The 18,857-nt window shown below is 64.3% G+C and carries 15 protein-coding genes; 6 read left to right on the forward strand and 9 right to left on the reverse strand.

What is annotated here, in order from left to right:
- Positions 1 to 13: 13 nt before the first annotated feature.
- The 3 genes from LB557_RS11075 to hutH all read left to right on the forward strand — a co-directional run bounded on the left by LB557_RS11075 (position 14) and on the right by hutH (position 4,141).
- Positions 14 to 1,393 (forward strand): aspartate aminotransferase family protein, encoded by a 1,380-nt coding sequence (locus LB557_RS11075; protein WP_224643389.1) that lies wholly within the window; start codon positions 14 to 16, stop codon positions 1,391 to 1,393.
- Positions 1,394 to 1,401: 8 nt separating this feature from the next.
- Positions 1,402 to 2,496, forward strand: a complete 1,095-nt coding sequence (locus tag LB557_RS11080; protein ID WP_224643388.1) for an alcohol dehydrogenase family protein — start codon at positions 1,402 to 1,404, stop codon at positions 2,494 to 2,496.
- Between the two features lie 148 nt (positions 2,497 to 2,644).
- Positions 2,645 to 4,141, forward strand: coding sequence for a histidine ammonia-lyase (gene hutH, locus LB557_RS11085; RefSeq protein WP_224643387.1), 1,497 nt, complete (start codon positions 2,645 to 2,647; stop codon positions 4,139 to 4,141).
- 8 nt (positions 4,142 to 4,149) lie between these two features.
- Here the strand turns inward: hutH and LB557_RS11090 are convergent, their stop codons facing one another.
- The gene (locus LB557_RS11090; RefSeq protein WP_224643386.1) at positions 4,150 to 5,592 is read right to left on the reverse strand and encodes an NAD(P)-dependent oxidoreductase; all 1,443 of its coding nucleotides are present in this window, start codon (positions 5,590 to 5,592) and stop codon (positions 4,150 to 4,152) included.
- A 262-nt stretch (positions 5,593 to 5,854) separates the two neighbouring features.
- On the opposite strand from LB557_RS11090, the gene LB557_RS11095 reads away from it, so the two are divergent.
- A complete protein-coding gene (locus tag LB557_RS11095; RefSeq protein WP_224643385.1) occupies positions 5,855 to 7,708 on the forward strand; it encodes an ABC transporter ATP-binding protein in 1,854 nt (617 codons plus the stop codon).
- On the forward strand, positions 7,708 to 9,597 hold the full coding sequence (locus LB557_RS11100) for an ABC transporter ATP-binding protein (protein WP_224643384.1): 1,890 nt from the start codon (positions 7,708 to 7,710) through the stop codon (positions 9,595 to 9,597). Before LB557_RS11095 ends, LB557_RS11100 begins: the two co-directional genes overlap by 1 nt.
- 53 nt (positions 9,598 to 9,650) lie before the next feature.
- On the opposite strand, the gene LB557_RS11105 is transcribed toward LB557_RS11100, so the two are convergent.
- On the reverse strand, positions 9,651 to 11,096 hold the full coding sequence (locus tag LB557_RS11105; RefSeq protein ID WP_224643383.1) for a DHA2 family efflux MFS transporter permease subunit: 1,446 nt from the start codon (positions 11,094 to 11,096) through the stop codon (positions 9,651 to 9,653).
- Between the two features lie 280 nt (positions 11,097 to 11,376).
- Between LB557_RS11105 and LB557_RS11110 the strand changes: the two genes are divergently transcribed.
- Positions 11,377 to 11,706, forward strand: coding sequence for a hypothetical protein (locus LB557_RS11110; protein WP_224643382.1), 330 nt, complete (start codon positions 11,377 to 11,379; stop codon positions 11,704 to 11,706).
- Positions 11,707 to 11,741: 35 nt separating this feature from the next.
- Here LB557_RS11110 and LB557_RS11115 read toward each other — a convergent pair whose 3' ends face one another.
- From LB557_RS11115 to LB557_RS11145, 7 genes are all read right to left on the reverse strand, one after another.
- A complete protein-coding gene (locus LB557_RS11115) occupies positions 11,742 to 12,524 on the reverse strand; it encodes an ABC transporter ATP-binding protein (protein ID WP_015319092.1) in 783 nt (260 codons plus the stop codon).
- 10 nt (positions 12,525 to 12,534) lie between these two features.
- Entirely contained in the window at positions 12,535 to 13,398 is an 864-nt protein-coding gene (locus LB557_RS11120) for an ABC transporter permease (protein ID WP_041163526.1), read from the reverse strand.
- Positions 13,399 to 13,426: 28 nt separating this feature from the next.
- Positions 13,427 to 14,437, reverse strand: coding sequence for an ABC transporter substrate-binding protein (locus LB557_RS11125; protein ID WP_224644213.1), 1,011 nt, complete (start codon positions 14,435 to 14,437; stop codon positions 13,427 to 13,429).
- A 265-nt stretch (positions 14,438 to 14,702) separates the two neighbouring features.
- Complete coding sequence (hutC, locus tag LB557_RS11130; protein ID WP_224644212.1) at positions 14,703 to 15,434, reverse strand: histidine utilization repressor; 732 nt, start codon at positions 15,432 to 15,434, stop codon at positions 14,703 to 14,705.
- A gap of 1 nt (position 15,435) precedes the next feature.
- The gene (locus LB557_RS11135) at positions 15,436 to 16,464 is read right to left on the reverse strand and encodes a zinc-dependent alcohol dehydrogenase (protein WP_224644210.1); all 1,029 of its coding nucleotides are present in this window, start codon (positions 16,462 to 16,464) and stop codon (positions 15,436 to 15,438) included.
- A gap of 15 nt (positions 16,465 to 16,479) precedes the next feature.
- Positions 16,480 to 17,802 (reverse strand): histidinol dehydrogenase, encoded by a 1,323-nt coding sequence (gene hisD, locus LB557_RS11140; RefSeq protein WP_224644208.1) that lies wholly within the window; start codon positions 17,800 to 17,802, stop codon positions 16,480 to 16,482.
- 79 nt (positions 17,803 to 17,881) lie between these two features.
- Positions 17,882 to 18,655 (reverse strand): SDR family NAD(P)-dependent oxidoreductase, encoded by a 774-nt coding sequence (locus LB557_RS11145; protein WP_224644206.1) that lies wholly within the window; start codon positions 18,653 to 18,655, stop codon positions 17,882 to 17,884.
- Positions 18,656 to 18,857: the final 202 nt, after the last annotated feature.

Here is an 18,857-nt window from a genome sequence, read left to right on the forward strand (position 1 = left end):
CAAGGAGTTAAAAATGCTCGACCAATCCAACGAACTCGCCGCATGGGATCGCGACCATTTCTTCCATCCCTCAACGCATATGGGCACGCACGCACGCGGTGAATCGCCGACGCGGATCATGGCCGGCGGTGAAGGCGTCACCGTCTGGGACAACAATGGCAGGAAGAGCATCGATGCCTTCGCCGGCCTCTATTGCGTCAATGTCGGCTATGGCCGCCAGAAGATATCAGATGCCATCGCGACCCAGGCGAAGAACCTCGCCTATTACCACGCCTATGTCGGGCACGGCACCGAGGCGTCGATCACGCTCGCCAAGATGATCATCGACCGCGCGCCGAAAGGCATGTCGAGGGTCTATTTCGGCCTCTCCGGTTCGGATGCCAACGAAACCAACATCAAGCTGATCTGGTACTACAACAATGTGCTGGGGCGGCCGGAGAAGAAGAAGATCATCTCGCGCTGGCGCGGCTATCACGGCTCGGGCGTCATGACGGGCTCGCTGACCGGGCTGGACCTCTTCCACAATGCCTTCGACCTGCCGCGCGCGCCGATCCTGCACACCGAGGCGCCCTACTATTTCCGCCGCGCCGACCGATCGATGAGCGAGGAGCAGTTCTCGCAGCATTGCGCCGACAAGCTCGAGGAGATGATCCTCGCCGAAGGGCCCGAAACCGTCGCCGCCTTCATCGGCGAGCCGATCCTCGGCACCGGCGGCATCGTGCCGCCGCCCGCCGGCTATTGGGAAAAGATCCAGGCGGTGCTGAAGAAGTATGACGTGCTCCTGGTCGCCGACGAGGTGGTGACGGGCTTCGGCCGGCTGGGCACCATGTTCGGCTCCGACCATTACGGCATCAAGCCCGACCTTATCACCATCGCCAAGGGCCTGACCTCGGCCTATGCGCCGCTGTCGGGCGTCATCGTGGCCGACAAGATGTGGCAGGTGCTGGTGCAAGGCTCCGACAAGCTCGGCTCGCTCGGCCATGGCTGGACCTATTCGGCGCATCCGATCTGCGTTGCCGCCGGCGTCGCCAATCTCGAACTGATCGATGAGATGGACCTGGTGCGGAATGCCGGCGAGACCGGCGCTTATTTCCGTGCCGAACTGGCCAAGGCCGTCGGGGGTCACAAACACGTCGGTGAGGTGCGCGGCGACGGCATGCTGGCGGCGGTGGAATTCGTCAAAGACCGTGACGACCGTGTCTTCTTCGATGCTTCGCAGAAGATCGGGCCGCAGGTCGCCACGGCCCTTGCCGCAAGCGGCGTCATCGGCCGCGCCATGCCGCAGGGCGACATTCTTGGCTTCGCGCCGCCGCTGTGCCTGACCCGCGAGGAAGCCGACATCGTGGTGGCCAAGACCGCCGATGCCGTGAACAGCGTATTTGCCAATCTCTGAGACGACCGATGAATGCCATGACCAAAACCGTCCCCGCCACCATGGCCGCCGTGCTGCTCACCGGGCACGGCGGACCGGAAAAGCTCGTCTACCGAACCGATGTGAAAGTGCCCGCGCCCGCGTCAGGTGAAGTGCTGGTGAAAGTCACCGCTTGCGGCATGAACAATACCGATGTCTGGGTGCGCCAAGGCGCCTATGGCACCGAAGAAGACGCGGCCGCCGTTTCGACTTGGCGCCGCCAGGGCAACACGCTGACCTTCCCGCGCATCCAGGGCACCGACACTGTCGGCACCATCGTTGCCGTCGGCGAAGGCGTTTCGTCGGATCGAATCGGCGAACGGGTGATGGTCGATTTCTCCATCTACAACCGCGACGACGATTCACTTGCCGACATCGACTATATGGGCCATGGCCGCGACGGCGGCTATGCCGAGTATCAGACCGTGCCGGCCGAGAACGCGCATGTTGTCGACACCATTTTGAGCGACGTCGAACTCGCCACCTTCTGCTGCGCCTATCTCACCGGCGAACAGATGCTGGAACGGGCCAACCTCAAGGCAGGCGAGCGCGTGCTGGTCACCGGCGCGTCGGGCGGCGTCGGCTCCGGCATCGTGCAACTGGCGCGGGCGCGTGGAGCCATTCCCTTTGCTGTCGTAGGCAAGGGCAAGGAAAAGGCGGTGCTCGACATCGGCGCCGAGGCGGTCATCGCCCGTGGTGTCGCGGACCTGCCGCAAGCCGTGACAGAGGCGACCGGCGGCCAGCCGATCGATGTGGTCGCCGATCTCGTTGGCGGCGCGATCTTCAACGATCTGCTGCGCATCCTGAGGCCGGAGGGCCGCTACACCACGGCCGGCGCGATCGCAGGTCCGGTCGTCCAGCTCGATCTCAGGACCATGTATCTGAAACAGTTGCAGTTGCACGGATCGAGCCAGGGCACGCGCGCGGACTTCCGCCGTATCGTTCGCTATATCGAAGAGGGCAAGATCCGGCCGCTTGTCGGCGGCGTCTACAAACTCTCCGATTTCTACCGCGCACAAGCCGATTTCGTCGCCAAGGATTTCGTCGGCAAGCTGGTGGTGGTGCCCGACGCCGTCGCGAAGTGACCTGCCGAAACCTGCATTTCGCCTGAAGCTCCCCTCGCCTGCTGCCGCCACAATCGGAATGGCTTGCAGACCAGCCGGTAAGCCGCCACAAACGGCGACGCCCGCCGCGCCGTCGGCCCGGGCATACGGTCACGGATACAGGCGAGACATGACAGCCCGAATGATACTGCTCGACGCCAAGCCGCTTGGCATCGAGGATGTCGCCGAGATCGCGCGGCGCAATGCGCGGCTGATGTTGGGCGAGGAGGCGATGCGCCGCATCCGGGCGAGCCGCGCGCTCATCGAGCAGCTGACGCAACTCGGCAAGCCGATGTACGGCGTCACCACCGGCCTCGGCGCCTGCGTCGACACGCCGCTCGCGCAGGCCGATCTGATCGCCTTCCAACACAGCGTGCCGCTCAGCCACAGCATGGGCATCGGCCCGGCCCTTCCCACCGAGGCGGTCCGCGCGCTGATGGCCGCGCGCATTTCGGGAATGGCCGCCGGCGGCACCGGCACTTCCGAACGCGTGGTGATGGGCCTTGTGGCGGCACTCAACGCCGGCGTCCATCCGGTGATCCCGACCTGGGGATCGATCGGAGCGGCGGACCTTGCCCATCTCGGCCACATGGCGCGAGCGCTGCGCGGCGACGGCGAGACGGAGTTCCAGGGCAGGATCATGCCGTCGGCCGAGGCGCTCGCGCTCGCCGGGCTCGAACGGCTCGACCTGCGCGAGAAGGATGGCCATGCCATCATCGTCGCCAACAGCCTGTCGACCGGCACGGCTTGCCTCTGCCTGGAGGATGTCGCCCACCTCATCGACTGGTCGCTGGCCGCGGTGGCACTCAACCACGAAGCGTTCCGCTCGTCACTCACCGCCATCGATGAAGCTGCGCTGTCGGCGCGACCGGCGTTCGGCCAGCGGGAGATCGGGGCGCGGCTGCGGGCGGAACTCGCTGGAAGCGGGCTCTGGAGGGAGAACGCCGCGCGGCGGCTCCAGGATCCGCTCAGCTATCGTTGCGTGCCGCAGGTGTGGGGCGGCCTGTTGCATGCGTTCGAACAGGCGAAGCTGGCAACGGAGATCGAACTGGCCCATTCCGGCGACAACCCGGTGATCCTACCCGAGGACGGACGCGTCGTCTCGAACGGAAATTTCGACCTCACCGCGATGACGCTGGCCTGGGAGCAGCTCGGCCAAGCGCTTGCGCATTGCGCCGTGGGTACCGCCAATCGCTGCATGAAGCTGATGTCGCCGACGGTGGCGGAACTCCCGCGCTTCCTGTCGGCCAGGGGCGGCAGCCGTCAGGGCTACGCCGAATTGCAGAAACCGCTTGCCGCGCTGGAGGCCGAGATCCGGCATCTGGCCAACCCGATGTCGCTCAGCCCGCTTGCCGTATCGGACGGGATCGAGGACCAGTCGTCGATGGCACCACGGGTGGTGGCCAAGACAGCCGAGATTGTCGAACGCCTGCGCTATCTCGTGGCGATGGAGCTGATCTTCGCGGCGACGGGCGTGGAGTTGCGCGGCGTCGTCGACAGTATGGGCGAAGGACCACGGCGCACCTACGCCGCCGTGCGTGCGCTCGTCAGCCCGCTCGACGACGACCGCGAGATGAGCGCGGACATGACGCGGGTCGCCCGGATGGTGGCGGGTCCTCGAGACTGAGTTCCGACTTATCGCTGGAAAGGCCCTCTGAGATTGAGGTTCTCGGCCAGAAGGCAGAAGCGGTCGATCAACCGGACAAGGTCCTCGCCCTGCTCGGCGACAACGGCGCCTCGCTCGGCAGGCGAGTTATCGGAGAGAGCCTTCCACAACCGGCCTTGCCGACCGCAGAGATCCGCCAGCTCGGAACATTCGCTAGCGGTCAGTTTCAAGAGGTGGCCGGAGGTCACCGGTCCAATGCCTGGAGGCGTGGTTGCTCCAAGGGAAAGATAGGCCGGCGGCACGCTGCCTTTTGCGTTCGTCACCGACTTTCGGCAGATGACATCGAAGATCTGGTCGACGGCCTGCTTGGCGCCGGCGACGCGCGAGGGATGATCCGTATCGGCTGCCGCATGCGGCAGAAGCCCGAGTTTTCCGCTGTGCTTCTCGACGAGGCTCAGATAGGGCAGCATCGGTCCGGAAAGGCGACCGGTCGCGGCATCCTTGAACAGGTCGGCATCGATCGCGGCATGACGCATCCTGCCCGAGGACAAGGCTTCGCCGAGGGCCGCAACGTCGACAAGCTCGCCGCGATCGTAGTTGACCAGCACCGCGCCTTTGTTCATGCGCGACAGGACATCCGCGCCGATGAGCCCGGCATTGGCGTAGCGGCCGGTCTGCGCATCCTGCTTGCCCAAGCCGACATGAACACTCAACACATCGGCGCCATCAGCCGCATCGAGGAGGTCCGCCGCATAGACAAAGCCTTCGGCCTTTATCCAGTCCCGATGCCGGGGCCGTGCGTGGATCACCACGCGCATGCCGAAGGCCCGGGCAAGTTTGGCCACCTCCCTGCCGATATTGCCGTAGCCGACGATCGCGATCGTCTTGCCTTCGAGCTTTTCGGTCGGGAAATCGCGCAGCTCCCTGCCGGTGTCGAAGGCGCCACGCGCCACCCGGTTGTGAAGCAAGTCAACCGGGAGATCCGGCAGCACTTTCAGGATCGCCTTCATCACCATCTGCGCCGTGGCGCGGCTGTTGATGCCGGGCGTATTCATCAGCACGGCCGTACCGCCTTCGCCGCTGCCGCCGCCCCAGGAATGCGAACCCATATTGCCGGTGCCGGCGCCGATGCGGACGCCGGCGAGCGGAAAGACGGTTTCGGCGGGCAGGAAGGTCGCGGCGGCAATGACGGCATCATAACGTCCATCGCCGGCGACTTCGATCAGCTCTTCGCGGGTGCTGAGGTCCGGCTGATAGAAGAAATGCACGCGGCCAGATTCGAGAGCGGCCTTGTCGCCAAGCGCAGCCGCATGAAAGCGGCCGCCCTTGGCTTCGATATGCGCACGCACCTCCGACGGGTCGGGCTTTCCGTCGGCGTCGAAGCGCAGGCCGATCAGATCGCAGACCAGCACGGTGTAGGCGCGTTGCGGATCGACCGGTTCAACGGCGCGGGTGTCGGCATTTGCGATCACGTCGGTTTCCTTCGTGCAAGAGCGGAGTCCTGCTGGTCCGGCAGGCTTTGAATAATCAGAACCTATCCGCCGGGAACGGCGCGAGATCGATCACCGGCGGCAGACCAGCGGCGAGTTGCGACACGATCTTGCCGGTTTCAGGTACAGTGCGATGCCGCCATTGGTCCCTTGAACAGGCAGGTCGGACGCGCGTAAAATCGCGCTATCTGATTGAGTCTGCTACATTCGTTCGGGCTAATGTCCGGATTGGTCTGGTATTTCCTTGCACACTGATGCGACCAGCGCGGCCAAGCGCGGCAAATCATTTGCCCATGTGGCGGAAGCCTCCTGGGGCAAGGGCCTCAGCACCTTGCTGCGCATCGTGCGCATGACGCTGCGCCATCCCTGGCAGGTTGCCATCACCCTCATCTCGACCTTTATCGCGGCGACGCTGCAGCTTTTCATTCCGCGTCTCCTGGGGCGCGCCATCGACCAGGCGCAAGGGGTGATGGCGGCGGGCGCCGGCACCGCGGCCGAGCGGGCGCTGTGGAACACGGCGCTGACGCTGTTGGTCGTCAGCATCCTGCGCGGCCTCTTCACCATGGCGCAGAATTACTATGGCGAGGCCGTCGGCCACCGGACAGGCTATGAGCTGCGGCTCGCCTTCTACGAGAAGATCCAGCGGCTGAGCTTTTCCTTCCACGACAAGGTCCATACCGGCGATCTCATCACCCTCGGGCTGCTCGACCTCGACGGCGTGCGCATGTTCTTTTCGACCGGTATCCTGCGCGTGGTGCTGCTTGGCGTCCTGATCGGTGTCGGCGCCTATCTGTTGATCAGCACCGATCTCGTGCTCGGATTGTTGAGCCTCAGCTTCGTGCCATTTGTTGCCTGGCGCTCGTCAGTGACGCAGCTCCGACTGCGCAGCACCTGGCTGACGCTGCAGGAGCGGCTGTCGGTGCTGAGCCGGGTGATGGATGAGAATCTCGGCGGCATCCGTGTCGTGCGCGCCTTCGCGGCTCAACGGCATGAGCTGGCAAAATTCGACCGTGCCAAACGGGACGCATTGGACCTAGCCAATGAGCGCGTCGACATCCGCGTCTCGAACACCAGCGCCATGAATTTTTCCTTCCTCGCCGCCATGGGCCTGGTGCTGTGGTTCGGCGGCCAGAAGGTGATCGCGGGTCAGATCAGCGTCGGCACGCTGGCCCAGTTCCTCACCTTCATGACCATATTGCAGATGCCGGTGCGCCAGCTCGGCCTGATGGTCAACTCCTTCGCGCGCGCCTCGACCTGTGGCACGCGGCTGTTCGAACTGCTCGACGCTGAGCTCGACATCGAGGACGCGCCCGACGCCAGGGAGCTCGTCATCGCCGAGGGCGTGCTGCGCTTCGACAATGTCGGTTTTCGCTATGAGGGCGCGGGCGAGCGTCCGACGCTTTCCAGCGTTTCCTTCGAAGCAAGGCCCGGCGAGACCGTCGGCATCGTCGGGCCGCCAGGCAGCGGCAAGTCGACCATCGCGCACCTGATCCCGCGCTTCTACGACGTGACCTCGGGCGCGATCACCATCGACGGACAGGACATCCGCAAGGTCACGCTGCAATCGCTGCGCAAGGCGGTCGGCGTCGTGCAGCAGGATGCGTTCCTGTTTACCACCTCGATCGAAAACAACATCGCCTACGGCAATCCCTGGGCGCGCGAGACCCGCATCGGCCAGGCCGCCGAATATGCCCAGCTGCACAATTACATCATCGGGCTTCCGGCCGGCTACACCACGGTCGTGGGGGAACGCGGCGCCTCGCTTTCCGGCGGCCAGCGGCAGCGCCTGACCATCGCGCGCAGCCTGATGCTAAGACCATCGGTGCTGGTCTTCGACGATTCCACGGCCGCGGTCGACGCCGGCACCGAGCAGCGGATCCGGGCGGCGATGAAGCGCTTCGCCAGGGATCGCGTGACGCTCATCATTTCGCATCGGCTGAGTTCGCTGATGCATGCCGACCAGATCCTGTTCGTCGAGGGCGGCCAGATCGTGGAGCGCGGCACGCATGAGGAATTGCTGGCGCTCGGCGGACGCTACCGCGCGCTTTACGACCTGCAGTTGCGCCCGGACGACGATCGGCTCGAGGGAGCCGCCTGATGTCGACACAGGACGACGAGAAGGAAGACACAAGCCGACGCCCGACCAAGGCCGTCGTCGGCTCGCACCGCGATGAGGAAGAGGTCTTCGGCAAGGCCTACGATCCGCGCATCGTCAGGCGCATCTGGAGCTTCGTCAGACCATATCGGGGCCGGATCTTCATCTCGGTCGCGGCGGTGCTGGTGTTCACGCTGACGCAGTTGGCGATCCCGCTGGTCATCCGCTACGCCATCGATCACGGCATGGCGCCAGGCAGGCTCGACCGTTCGGTGATGACCACCGCGATCGCCGCTTTTGCCGTGATCATCCTCATCAACTACGCCGCCAGCCATGTCCAGGAGAGCGTCGTCGGCAAGGTGGCGGAGAACGTGCTGTCCGACCTGCGCCGTGCAATGTTCAGCCACCTGCAGCGTGTCTCTCTGGGCTTCATGGACAAGACCGAGGTCGGCCGGCTGATGTCGCGCCTGCAGGGCGACGTCAATTCGATGCAGGAATTCCTCGAGACGTCCGTGATGTCGGTTGGCGACATCGTGCTTCTGTTCGGCATCGTCACCGTCCTGCTGTGGCTGGACTTCCGGCTCGGGCTGCTGACGCTGTCGACCATGCCGGCGCTGTTCATCGTACGCCTGTTCTGGCTGCCGCGCGCCAAGGTCGCCTTCATGGCCGCGCACGAGACCAACTCCATCGCCAACGGGGCGCTGGCCGAAGGCATCCACGGCGCGCGTACGGTGCAGAGCCTGGAACGCCAGCACGTCAATTTCGATCTCTATGACGAGAAGGTGCTGGCCAATCTCAACGCCCATCTGCGGTCGGCGAGATATGCGCAGGTGATGGTGCCGATCGTCGACACACTGACGGGCATCGCCATGGCGACCGTGATCGTCGTCGGCGGGTCGATGGTGCTGTCGCACAGTCTCGATATCGGCGTGATGGTGGCGTTCCTGTTCTACATCCAGCGCTTCTTCGACCCGATCCGCTCGCTCACCATGCAATACAGCGTCATGCAGCGCGCCATGGCGTCGGGCCAGCGCATTTCCGAAGTGCTCGACGTGCCCGTGGATGTCAGCGACAAGGAAAATGCGGTGGCGCTGTCGCGCGACATGGACGGTTCGGTCGAGTTCCGGAATGTCACCTTCGGCTACCGGCCGAACCAGCCGGTGCTGAAGAACATCTCCTTCCGCGTCAATCCGGGCGAGACGGTCGCGCTTGTCGGGCCGACCGGATCAGGCAAGTCGAGTTCGATGGCGCTGGTGCACCGCTTCTACGATGTCTGGTCGGGTGAGGTCCTGGTCGGCGGCCATGACGTGCGCGACCTGACGCAGGATTCGCTCGGCGATCAGGTAGCCATGGTGCTGCAGGAGCCGTTCCTGTTCTCCGGCACGGTGCTGGAGAACATCCGCTATCACAAGACCGGCGCCAGCCGCGAAGAGGTGGTCCGCGCCGCACAAGCCGTCGGCGCGCACGACTTCATCGAGCAACTGCCTGACGGCTACGACACCGAACTCGAGCAGCGCGGCGGCAATCTCTCGCTCGGCCAGCGCCAGCTTATCAGCTTCGCGCGGGCGCTGGTGGCCGACGCCACGATCCTGGTGCTCGACGAAGCCACCGCCAGCATCGATTCCTACACCGAGATGCTGATCCAGAAGGCATTGGTCAAGCTGCTCGAAGGGCGCACCGGGTTGGTCATCGCGCACCGGCTGGCGACCATAAGGGGCGCCGACCGCATCATCGTGCTGCAGAATGGCGAGATCGTCGAAAGCGGCAACCATGAACAGTTGATGAAGAGAAAAGGTCTTTACGCCCGCCTCTACAACATGAACTACGCTTCCTTCGACGACATTTCCGAGGAAGACATGGGAATGGACGCTTCGGTCGGCAAAGCGACGTGAGCCGGTGCCGGCAGGGTGCGAGCCGACGGATTGCCTGATGCCTCCGACACGACCTATTTGCGAGATCCCCTGACGTGGCCGCTAACTTGAACGCCGTCTTCGGCGCGCAGGTACAGGAAGCCCGGAATCGAGAGCAGCGGGATGATCGCGGTCAGCAGGAACACCTGGTGAAAGCGTTCCGGCGTGAGGACGTGGCTTTCGCCCGCAATCAGACCCAGCAGCATGGCGGCGATCGAGACACCAAGCGACACGCTGAGCTGTTGCAGCACGCCGCCAAGACTGGTGGCGCGGCTGAGCTTGTCGGCCGGCAGATCGGCGTAGGACAGGGTGTTGGATGTCATGAACTGCGCCGAGCGAACGATGCCGAACAGAAAGACATAGAAACCGATCAGCCAATGAGGCGTATCGTGACCCATCAAGGCGAAGCCCGCAACGGTGGCGGAGCCGACGAGCGCGCTGCCGACCAGCACGATACCGAAGCCAAAGCGCCGCAGCAGCGGCGACAGCAGCGGCCGCATGAGCAGCGCCCCGAAGCTGCCGACGAATGTCAGCGAGCCTGATGTGGCCGGGCTCATGCCGAAGCCGACCTGCAGCATCAGCGGTACCAGGAAGGGCACGCCGTTGAGACCGACGCGGCACAGGCCGCCCGCCAGCGTGCCGACCCAGAACGAGCGGAACCGAAACAGCGTCAGGTCGACAGCCGGCGCCACGACGCGGCGTGCATAGCGCCCGAAGGCAAGCAGCAGCAACGCGGCCGCGGCCAACACCAGCACCGTCGCGGACCCCGGAATGACCGGCCGGCCGATATTCTCCAGCCCGAACTGCAGTAGTGCCACGCCAAACCCCACCATCAGGAAGCCCGGGACATCGAAACGCTGCACCGCCTCGCCATGGAAGTCGTCGACGAAGCGCAGCGCGGCAACGATACCCAGGCAGCCGAACGGCACGTTGACATAGAATATCCAGCGCCACGACGCGTAGGTGGTCAGCAGGCCGCCGAGCAGCGGCCCGATGACCGGCCCCATGATGGCCGGCAGGGTCATATAGGTCATGGCGGTGATCAGGCCGCTGCGCGGAAAGCTGCGCAGCAGGATCAGCCGGCCGACCGGCGTCATCATGGCGCCGCCCAGCCCCTGCAGGGCACGCATCGCCAGCAGCATGCCGAAACTGTCGGCCATGCCGCACAGCGCCGAGCCAAGGGTGAAGGTGAAAAGCGCCAGCGCGAACACCCTGCGCGCGCCGAACCTGTCGGCAAACCAACCGCTGACCGGGATGAACACGGCGAGCGTCAAGATGTAGGTGGTGATCGCAAGGTTCAGACGGACCGGCGTCGTGTCGAGACTTTGCGCTATTGCCGGGATCGCGGTGGTGATGATGGTGGAATCGAGCTGCTCCATCAAAAACGCGATGGCGACGATGATCGGAATGATCAGCCGCAGCCTCGGGTCGCGCTCGGTGGCAAATTGAGGCTGTTCCAATGCTCTGGTCAATCCCGTCATGCAGATGGCTTCTATCGGCCAAAGTGGCTTGTCCCGGTTCAAAGGCAAGATTGCCTTGCCGGCCAGCCGGGCCTGATCGCAGGCCCTCTTGTGATCCGGCAAATCGGCGAGCGGTAGTCATTTCCGCTTCGCTGGAAGTCAACAAATCTTGACCGGCACCGCGAGTGCCGCGGACAAACACTGCCCATTTCAGCGGGCGCCGTCCCGATTTCGTGAAGAAACGTGTGCAGCGAGGCGGGCGTTCTTTCCCATATGTCTCGAATGGCAAGGAGACATGCTGATGAGAAAGCGAAGCGTATTCCTCGGCTCCCTCGTGGTGTTGTTGGCCGCGAGCGCCGTCCCGTTTACCGCTGTGGCCGATGCCGCCGTCACCAGGCACCATTATGTCCGCGTCAACGCCGCCCATAATGACCACGCGCACGCCGCGAACCGCAGACGCGGCCACCGTGACGGTTGGGTCGGCAGGGGCTGGACCGGCGAGAATTCGGCCGACAATAACGACTGGATGGACAGCTACTACAATGGCTACGGCAGTTACCGGGGCCGTGCCGACGACTTCTGTGGAACCATCCAGTGGACGCTCGGCCTGTGCGGTCCCCACGGCCCCTAACGCCTGACCGCCGGAGCCGACGAAGGTTGCTGGCATCACGCCATTTCGGGACGTCTCGACGCCTCGCGGATGGCCTTATGCACGCCGCGCTGCAAGTCCATGAAGGCCGGGGTCTCCATGACCTCTTCCCGGCGCGGGCGCTCGATGTCGACGTTGAAGGTCTGCATGATGCGTCCCGGGCCGATCCCCATGACGACGATGCGGTCCGATAGATAAACGGCCTCCTCCACGTCATGCGTGACGAACAGCACCGTGAGCCGGTGCTCCTCCCAGATCTGGGTCAGCAGTTCCTGCATCTGGTGTCGGGTCAAGGCATCGAGCGCGCCGAAGGGTTCGTCCATCAGCAGCATTTTGGGGCGATAGGAGAGAGCGCGCGCGATGGCGACGCGCTGCTTCATGCCGCCCGACAGTTCGGACGGGAAGCGATCGGCGCTTTGCGTGAGCTTGACGAGGTCGAGATGCTCGAGCGCGATCTCGCGGCAGGCGGCGCGATCATAGCCGGCGGCCTTGAGAGCAAACTCGATGTTCTGCCGCGCCGTCAGCCAGGGGAGCAGCGTATAGGACTGGAAGACAACACCACGGTCGAGGCCCGGCTGCAGGATCGGCGCGCCATCGATGCTGAGATCGCCGGCGTCGAAATCCTGCAGTCCAGCGACGATCGACAGCAGCGTGCTCTTGCCGCAGCCCGACGTGCCGACGAGGGAGACGAACTCGTTGTCGGCGAGGTCGAGATTGATGTCCCGCAGCACTTGCGTGCGCCGCTCGCCGGTGCCGAAGCTCTTGTCGAGACCGGCGATGCGCAATTTGGGAACAGTCACCGGCGGTTCCTCATTGCTGGTGGCCTTCCTGCCGAAACAGCACCTTCTCCAGGGCCTTCATGACCTGATCGGTGATGAGGCCAAGCACGCCAAGCAGCAGGATGTAGCCGATGATGGTGTTTGTCTGGAAATAGCGCTGCGACACGGTGATGCGATAGCCGAGGCCGGATGTCGCCGCGACGAGCTCGGCCAGCACCAGCCAGGTCCATGCCCAGCCGAGGCTGATGCGCAGCGTGTCCCAGATGCCCGGCAAGGCGCTGGGAACGACGATGCGCGTCAGGATCTTGCGGTCCGGCAGGCCGAGCGTGCGCCCAAGGCCGATGAAGTCGGCGGGAACCCGTTTCACATTGTCCATGATCATCAGCACCTGCTGGAAGAAAGTGCCGATGAAGATGATCAGGAATTTCTGGGTATCTCCGGTGCCGGCCCACAGGATGGAGAGCGGCACGAAGGCGACAACCGGCATGTAGCGGATGAAATCGACCAGCGGCTCGATGGCCGCCTCCCAGGAACGGAAACTGCCGATCAGCACGCCGATCGGTATGGACAGTGCCGAGGCGAGGAGGAAGCCGATGGAAATGCGGTACATCGAAGCCCTGAGGTCGAGCCACAAGGTGCCGTCGGCGGCGAGCTTGGCGATCTGGGTCGCAACGCTGCCCGGCGACGGCAGGAAGATGGGTTTCACCCATCCCAGCCCGGTCGCTGCCCACCAGGCAAGGCCAAGGCCAACAAAGACGGCCACCGCTATCGCAAGGAAACGCGACCGGGCGATGGGCACGCCGATCCCGGAGGATCGGCGTCGCCTTGCCTGTGTTGCGGCGGGCGCTCGTGCCGGGCGGGCCAAGCCGGTTTTCGCGGGAGGCTCCCCGGACATCCGCGTTACCACCGCGATCCGGATCTCGTCACTGCGCCGCCTTGACGAAGGACGGATCGATCATCTGCTCCGGCGTCACATCGGCCTGCAGAAGCTTGGCGTTCTTGGCGGCCGCTTCGACATCGGCGAATGTCTTGGTGGTAAACTCGCCGGTGAGCGCCGTCTTGTTTTCGGCGAGCGAATAGTAGCGCACCCCGTCGAAAGCGGTGTTGAGGTCCTTGACGTCGGAACCGACCGCCTTGGCGATGATGGCGCGGCCGCCGGGGGTGTCGGCGTTATAATCCTTGAGCGCGGCGTCCCAGCTCTTGATCACGGCCAGCACCTGGCCGGGTCGCGATTTGATCACCTCGTCACGCACCACCAGCACGTCGCTGATCAGGCCGGGATCCTCGCCGGCGGTGAACAGCAGCTTGACGTCCTTGTTCTGCGCCATGGCGACAGTGAGGTAGGGCTCGTAGGTGACCGCGACCGGCACCTGGCCCGCGATCAGGGCGCCGCCGGCGTCGGCGGCAGGCATCGGAACCGGCTGGATATCGGCGACCGACATGCCGCTCCTGGCGAGCGCGTATTTGAGCAGGATGTCGCTCGTCGTGCCTTCCTCGAAAGCGACCTGCTTGCCCTTGAGATCGGCGATGGAGGTGACATCCTTGCCGGCGACGATGGCGTCGGCGGTCATGGAGACATCGAGCAGCAGCACGATCTTCACTGGCAGACCGGCCGCAACCATGCCCATCGCCGTGTGGGTGGCGATGTTGGCGGCGTCGAGCTGGCCGCTTGCGAGCGCCGCGTTGATGTCCTTGTCCTCGGCAAAGTTGACGATCTGGACGTCCGACAGACCGTTTGTCTTGAACAGTCCCTTGGCCTCGGCGACGTGCCATTGACCATATCCAAGCCAGGGCTCGATGCCTATCTTGAACGATCCAGCTTCAGGTGTCGTCGGGATGGCAGCATCGGCTGCGTGGGCCACCGGGGCGGTGGCGAGCCCGATCGCGGCGGCCATCACGAGCGCGCGAAATTGTCCTGCTAGGTTAAGCGTCATCTTTCGTTCCCCTTGATGATCAGACCGCTTTTTACCCAGGCATCCGGTCTGGTGAGACTGCGGGGTTCTGCTCTTGCGGCACTGTGCCTCGGCGTCTTGCCCGCCACTTCATGGTTGAAGCGCTGACATATTTCAGCGGCAGCGGCAGCGGATGTCAAGGCTGAAATACATACATGCATATACAAGTTGGAGAGACTCAAATTTCAGGTTGATCCAGCTCGGCGGCTTGCATTGGCCCGTCGCCTTCAGCTCGCTCCCGTCGCCTTCAGCTCGCTTTGGAAGGCGAGTAGCGGCTGCCGAGCGAGTAGCGGCTGCCGGCATAGGTCAGCTTGCTGACCGTGGCCACGATGGCCCCCGTCCATGTCCGGCGATGCAGGAGAAGGCAGCAACTGCCGACATCGATGCCGAGATGCTGTGCCGTCTCCCTGGCGGCCGGGATGGCGGAGATGATATGCTCGACCTCGGTCACCGGCGTCTTCTGCATCAGGTAGTCATAGGTCGCCGTCTTGGTGAAGTCTTGCTTGTCGTAGTCCGGGATCAGGCCCGGATTGACGAAACGCTCTTCCAGTTGCACCGGCAAGTCGTTCTCGAAATTGACAACGACGGAGTGATAGATCGAAACCCGCTTCGCAAACTCGAACGACAGTGCCAATTCCTTGGTCGGCATCATCGTTTCGAGAACGAGGACTTCGGAGCGGTGGCTGTTGCCGCGCTCGACGATCTCCGCCGCGATATTGTTGATCTCGATCAGCGTCGACTGCGGCCGGGGCGGCGCGATGAACGTTCCGACACCTTGCAGCCGGATCAGGAATCCCGCCGAGGTCAGCTCCCGCAGAGCCCGGTGAACCGTCATCCGCGACACGCCCAGTGAGGCCACCAGCTCATTCTCGGACGGCAGCTTGCGGTCCTTGCCCCACCGGCCCGTCCCGATATTGGTCAGGATGTAGTCCTTCACCTTCTCGTAAAGGGGGCTCGCCGTATCGGGCAAATCGATCATTTCAAAAACCCTTTCCGGCAGGTTGCCGCATGCGGATGATTGTTTTCAAGCCATCGCTGCTTCCCGCCAACAGCCGCTCATAGGCGGCTGGAATGTCGTCCAGACCGATCTCGCAATCGACCAGGGCCAGCAGCGGTTCACCCAGCTCACCCAGCATCCGGACAGCGTCGGGCAATTCGTCCGCGAAAGCATGGCAGCCGAGCAACGCGATCTCGCGTTCGACAAGAACATTGGGATCGATGTCGAGGCGGCCATGGAAGATGCCGACCATCGCTATCGCGCCACCAGGATCAAGAACGCCGAGCAACTGGCCGAACGCCGCGATGCTGCCGGTCGCCTCGACGGCCGCCAGCAACGGGGCATTGGCGGTCGCGGCTGCAATGGCATCGCGATCGAGATCGACGATCGTGGCGCCCGTCACCCGCGCCACGCGGGCGCAGCGCGCCTGGTTGCGATCGGCGACAAGCACGGTGCCGGCGAAGGTTCGCGAAAGCAACAGCGCGGCAAGACCGCCGATCGGCCCGCAGCCGACGACCAGAACCGAACCTGCCGTCTTCGGCAGACGCCGCACCGCATGCAGCGCGACGGCAAGCGGCTCGGCCATTGCCGCGACGCGCTCGTCAAGGCTGGCGTCGATGACATGCAGCAGACGTGCGGGCAACACCGCCTGTTCTGCAAAGCCGCCGTCGCAGATTTCGCCGACGAAGCCCAGCGCAGCGCAGAGATGCCGCTTGCCGGCACGGCATTGCGCGCAGTCTCCGCACCAGAAACGGGAATCGGCGACGACCCTGTCGCCGACGGCAATGGTATCGACGCCCTCGCCCAGCGCGATCACCGTGCCGGTCAACTCGTGGCCCGCCGTCGAGGGCGCCCGGCTTATCCATTGGCCGGTGCGGAAATTGTGCAGGTCCGAACCGCAGATGCCGGCGGCATCGACCCTGAGCTTTACCCAGCCGGCATCGGGAATGCCTGGCGCGGCGATGTCCTCGACGCGCAGGTCGCCCGGTCCATAAAGTCGTGCCGCCTTCATCGCGATCGTCTCCGCTCAGCCGGCGAGATAGCGGTCGCGGATTTCCGAGACCGCGTTTTCGTGCGAGCTGAAGCCCTCGTAGCGGGCGAGCCGGCGAGCATGCTGCGCCAGTTCCGGATACGCGGCCGAGGTGACATAGCCGACCGAAGAGCGCTTGACGAAATCCGTCACCGAAAGCGGCCCGTAGGTTCGCGCCCAGCGGCTGGTCGGCAGCACCGCATTCGGCCCGAGGACGAAGTTGGCAAGGGTCACCGGCGTATGCGGGCCCATGAGGATTTCGGCCGCCTCGGTGATGTGGCCGAGATGCGCGAACGGCTCCTTCGACAGGATTTCCAGATGTTCGGGCGCGTAGTCGTTGATGAAGCGATAGCTTTCCTCCAGCGACGCCGTCAGCACGATGCCGCCGCGCTTTCCGGTCAGCACCGCGCGCGAGAATTCCACACGCTGTTCGGTCATCCGCGACCAGTGGTCGGGAAGTGCAGCAAGGGCTGCCTCGGCGACCTTTCGGCTGTGCGTCACCAGATAGGCTGAAGAATCCGGCCCGTGCTCGGCTTCGATCAGCAGGTCGAGCGCGGCAAGGCCTCCGTCGACGCTGTCGTCGGCAAAGATGATGGCCTCCGACGGTCCGGCCGGCAGGCCCGTATTGATCATTGAGGACACCACGCTCTTGGCCGCCACCACCCAGGGGCTGCCCGGGCCGACGATCTTGAGCGCCGGCTTAACCGTCTCGGTGCCGTAGGCGACGGCGGCAACGGCTTGCGCGCCGCCGCATTTATAGACGGTCCCGACGCCGGCAAGGCGAGCGGCGACCAGCGTGGCCGCGTCCACCGAACCATCCGAGGTTGGCGGCGTCACGATCGCGATCCGCGGCACGCCGGCAATCACAGCCGGAACCGACGTCATCATCGTCACCGATGGAAAGGCGCCCTTGCCGCGCGGCACGTAGAGCGCGACCGATGCGATGGGCGTATACCGGTCGCCGGCATAGGCGCCCGGCCGGATCTCCTTGAGCCACATGGTCTCCGGCTTCTGCTCTTCATGAAAATGCCTGATATTCTCGATGCCGAACCTGATGCTCTCCACGACTTCCTTCTCGACCTTGTCGAAGGCCGCATCGAACTCCGCTTCCGACACTTTCAGTCCGCCCTCCCTCACATTGGCCTTGTCGAACTCCCTGGCGAAACGGATCAGGGCGGCGTCACCCTCTTCCCTGACGGCCTGGATGATCGGGCGGACCTTTTCGACGAAGGCCGACAGATCGCCCTCGGCGCGTTTCAGCAGACCGGCCCGTTTCGTGGTATCGAGGGATGACAGATCGTGGAAGCTGATGTCGGACATGGGTGCTCCTTCTGTTCAGAGCAATGCGCCGGCCGGTCACATTGCGGAAGACTTTGTTCTCTAACCTGGGCGAGCCGCCTCAGATCGATGCGAGGAAACCGCCATCCACCGGAATGGACTGGCCGGTAATGTAGGCTGAGGCATCCGAAGCAAGGAACACGGCGACGCCGTGCAGATCGCGCAGATCGCCGAAACGATGCTGCGGGATTTTGGCCAGCATGGATTGCCGCCACGCCTCGTTGGCGTAGAACACCTCCGTCATCGCCGTCCTGAAATAGCCCGGGGCGATGGCGTTGACCCTGATGCCAAGCTGCGCCCATTCCGCTGCCAGTGCCCGGGTCATGCCAAGCAGGCCCGACTTGGACGAGCCGTATGGCACCGCCGTCGGAATGCCGACTTCTGAAGTCAACGAGCAGAGGTTGATGATGGCGCCGGGCCGCCCGGCGTCCCGCATCTGCCGTGCCGCCGCCTGGGCGCAGAAGAACGCCCCTTTGAGATTGGTATCGACGATCCGGTCCCACAGCGGCTCGTCAACGTCGAGCGAGGGCCGGACCTCTTCCACTCCGGCATTGTTGACGAGAATGTCGAAGCCGCCAAGCAGGCGGGCTGCCTCGGCGATGGCCGTGCGGCACTGGTCGACATCGGTCACGTCAAGCGCAATGGCGTGCGCAACCCCGCCGGCCGCCCGGATGGCCGCCGTCGTCTCGTCAAGCGAGTCCAGGCTACGCGCCGTGACCGCGACGTCGGCGCCGGCCGCGCTCAGCGCCCCGGCGATGCTGCGGCCAATGCCACGGCTGGCGCCGGTGACAAGCGCCTTCCTGCCGGAGAGGTCGAAAAGAGAAGCGTCGCGCATGTGATCCTCCTTGGCCGCTCCATAGCCCAGAGACTACCAGATCGACTTACATATACAAGCATATACAAACAAAGCTGATTGCGATAACGAGACGTCAGCCGCCGCACCGGGATCACGTAGTTGGCTCTTCATACGAGATGCCACGGGCAGCAGCCCTGTCGCAAATGTCGTAACCTCCCGAAAGCAAGCAGAATTGCCTGGC

It is taken from the genome of Mesorhizobium sp. BR115XR7A, from assembly GCF_020165315.1.
Classification (GTDB): domain Bacteria; phylum Pseudomonadota; class Alphaproteobacteria; order Rhizobiales; family Rhizobiaceae; genus Mesorhizobium; species Mesorhizobium australicum.

Coding starts and splice junctions, on each gene's coding strand:
- LB557_RS11075 (WP_224643389.1), top strand. CDS start 14: ATGCTCGACCAATCCAACGAACTCGCCGCATGGGATCGCGACCATTTC.
- LB557_RS11080 (WP_224643388.1), top strand. CDS start 1,402: ATGAATGCCATGACCAAAACCGTCCCCGCCACCATGGCCGCCGTGCTG.
- hutH (WP_224643387.1), top strand. CDS start 2,645: ATGACAGCCCGAATGATACTGCTCGACGCCAAGCCGCTTGGCATCGAG.
- LB557_RS11100 (WP_224643384.1), top strand. CDS start 7,708: ATGTCGACACAGGACGACGAGAAGGAAGACACAAGCCGACGCCCGACC.
- LB557_RS11105 (WP_224643383.1), bottom strand. CDS start 11,096: ATGACGGGATTGACCAGAGCATTGGAACAGCCTCAATTTGCCACCGAG.
- LB557_RS11110 (WP_224643382.1), top strand. CDS start 11,377: ATGAGAAAGCGAAGCGTATTCCTCGGCTCCCTCGTGGTGTTGTTGGCC.
- LB557_RS11120 (WP_041163526.1), bottom strand. CDS start 13,398: ATGTCCGGGGAGCCTCCCGCGAAAACCGGCTTGGCCCGCCCGGCACGA.
- LB557_RS11125 (WP_224644213.1), bottom strand. CDS start 14,437: ATGACGCTTAACCTAGCAGGACAATTTCGCGCGCTCGTGATGGCCGCC.
- hutC (WP_224644212.1), bottom strand. CDS start 15,434: ATGATCGATTTGCCCGATACGGCGAGCCCCCTTTACGAGAAGGTGAAG.
- LB557_RS11135 (WP_224644210.1), bottom strand. CDS start 16,464: ATGAAGGCGGCACGACTTTATGGACCGGGCGACCTGCGCGTCGAGGAC.
- hisD (WP_224644208.1), bottom strand. CDS start 17,802: ATGTCCGACATCAGCTTCCACGATCTGTCATCCCTCGATACCACGAAA.
- LB557_RS11145 (WP_224644206.1), bottom strand. CDS start 18,655: ATGCGCGACGCTTCTCTTTTCGACCTCTCCGGCAGGAAGGCGCTTGTC.